The sequence below is a fragment of the Mesorhizobium sp. M4B.F.Ca.ET.017.02.2.1 genome, from assembly GCF_003998955.1.
Classification (GTDB): domain Bacteria; phylum Pseudomonadota; class Alphaproteobacteria; order Rhizobiales; family Rhizobiaceae; genus Mesorhizobium; species Mesorhizobium abyssinicae.
The window spans coordinates 1-2,251 of record NZ_RZOF01000555.1 but is presented as its reverse complement, the minus strand read 5'-3'; the positions used below and the strand labels follow the sequence as shown (position 1 = coordinate 2,251).

The 2,251-nt window shown below is 66.4% G+C and carries 1 protein-coding gene; it reads right to left on the bottom strand.

Features of this window, described 5'->3' with window-relative positions:
- Positions 1-192: 192 nt before the first annotated feature.
- Positions 193-1,710, bottom strand: coding sequence for a tlde1 domain-containing protein (locus EN738_RS33670; RefSeq protein ID WP_245494849.1), 1,518 nt, complete (start codon positions 1,708-1,710; stop codon positions 193-195).
- Positions 1,711-2,251 lie beyond the last annotated feature (541 nt).

Below are 2,251 nucleotides of genomic sequence, written 5' to 3'. Positions count from 1 at the left end.
AGGGAGTTCTCCCTTTCCTCATCCGCAATTCGATGGAACCGGTCACTGCCGCTGTTGCAAGAGACGTGGCGAAGACATCAAGCGCGTGCGTCGACCGCGCCGCGCGTCAACGGCGGTAAAGACCGCAAACCGTTAAGAGATCAAAGGCAGCCTACCGGCAACTAGCTGCTGCCGGCATAGTGGCGGGCGGGGTCAGCCCTGGCGGCCTTCCTGGGCGACCTGGGTGGGCGACCCGTTCAGGCGCGGCACAACGACCAGGCGCCTGATCTTCCCCTTCTTGAAGGCAGAGAGGAAGCGGCCATAATCCTTGAAGGCCACGCAGCCGCTGGATTGGGCTGGGGAGCCGCGCAGCAGATAGGTATGGGCGAGCAGACCGTTGCGGTTATATTTGTTCCTGCCGCTGGTCGGCGTCAGCCGGATCGCCTCGACGCCGTGGAAGCGCGATTCACGCATCGACAGATTGTAGGTGTCGGGCGGCGTCGGGCCGGAATTCTTGCGGTTGGCGAAGCGCGGCTGGTCGGCCATGGCGCCCTTCCCCGAATGCGCCTCCAGCTTGGAACCATCGGGCATGTAGACCGTCGCTGTCGAGATGTCATAGACGGCGACGCCGTTGCCCACGCTTGGCCTGTTGCTGAACAGGTTGCCGAACACGCCGCCCGCGCCGCGCTCCGGCATGTCGGGCTTGGCGTAGGCGAGCATCTCCGCGTCCTGGGCCTTCGACCGCTTGCCCGGCTTGGCCGGCTTGCCCTGGCTGGCCTGCACGCCCGGCAGGGTCGGCACGGCCGCCTGCTCCGAGCTGCGCGGCGACAGGATCGACGCCTTCCCGGACGGCGGCACATCGGCGGCCTTGGCCGACTGGGCCTTGCCGGTCCTTGCCGCCTGTGGCGTCTCGGTCCCTGGCGCATCAGTCCTGCTGGCCTGGCCCTTGGGAGCCAAGGCCTTGGGGGCCGGCTGATCGATCTCGGCCTGCGGCCGGCCGGTTGGAAGCGGAACTGCGTCCGGCATCTCGTCTTGCGGCGGCAGCGAGGCGAGCTGAACTTCGGCCGGCTCCTGCCCAGCGTCAGGCCCGGCCATAGCCACCGATGGCGGCGGCGCCAGCATGTCGACCTCCGGCATTGCATTGGCGAGCGCCAGGGCCAGTCGCGACGAGCGTTCGATTTCCGCCACCTGCGGCCCGAAGCGCACCGATGCCGGGCCCTGCTGGTCGGGCAGGCGAACCGGTTCGGCGAAGCGGGCATCGGCCGGCAGGCTGGCCAGCAGGGCCGGCTTGTCCTGCGCGCGGGCGAAGGCCTCCGCCAGCTTTTGCGGCGACAGCTTTGCCCTGGCGACGACGCTGTCGAAGCGGTCGGTCGAGGCTGCGTGCGCCACGGTTTCCGGCGCGGCCATCTTCGGCGTGATGCTATCGGGGTGGGCGGATGCGAGGCGGGCCATCTTGCCGGCATTGCCGGCAGCGGCGAAGCTCGAGGCCTGGCGCACGCAGCCCGCATCGCAGCGCCCGAGCAGCGCCTGCCGATGCGGGGCGCCAACCGGAAGCTGCAGCATCCAGGAACTGGCAGTCGCGCGGCGCGGATCGGCGAGCGCGATGCTGCCCGGCGCCAGCAGGCTCGGCGGCAATCGGTTGGAGGCGGCGGTGAGCGAGGTGCCCACCGAATAGAGGCCAGCCAAGGTCGCCACGGACCATAGAGCGAGCGCGGCGCCGACAGCAGGCACCGCAACCCAAAGGCCACCAGATTTCTTCGAAGTTACTCCCTCTTCAGGAGCATTACCCCGGCTTTTCAAACGCAAAGACGCCATACAACCACTCTCAATCGGCATGCCGGTTCGCGGACCTGGCACCCGTCACGATCACAGTTCGCCTGGTGCCCCCTGCACCTTCACGCGTCTGTTGCCGATTGATTCAAAAGATGGACAAAGATGGTTAACCAATCCCTCCAGCGACCGCCGATTGCACTGCGGTCGACACGAAAAAAGAGCCCTCCACAGTCTCCGCTATGGTAAAAATGCTCTCCCTCACTTGCCTTGCTGCCCGTTTTTCCGGCCTGTGTCAAGAAAACGTGAAGACCGGAACCGCAACGTCTTCAGCCGGCTAGAGGCGGATTAGGGTTAAAATGCGGCGGGGCGACAGGAAGCTCCGGCCGTCCGAAAAACTGGCCAGTCAGCCAAATCCGGGAACTCGCCTTGTCTTGCCGCTCAGATGCGCGCCCAATGTCAGCGCTTGCGGAAGATTCCGGACAGCCACCCTCATCAAGGC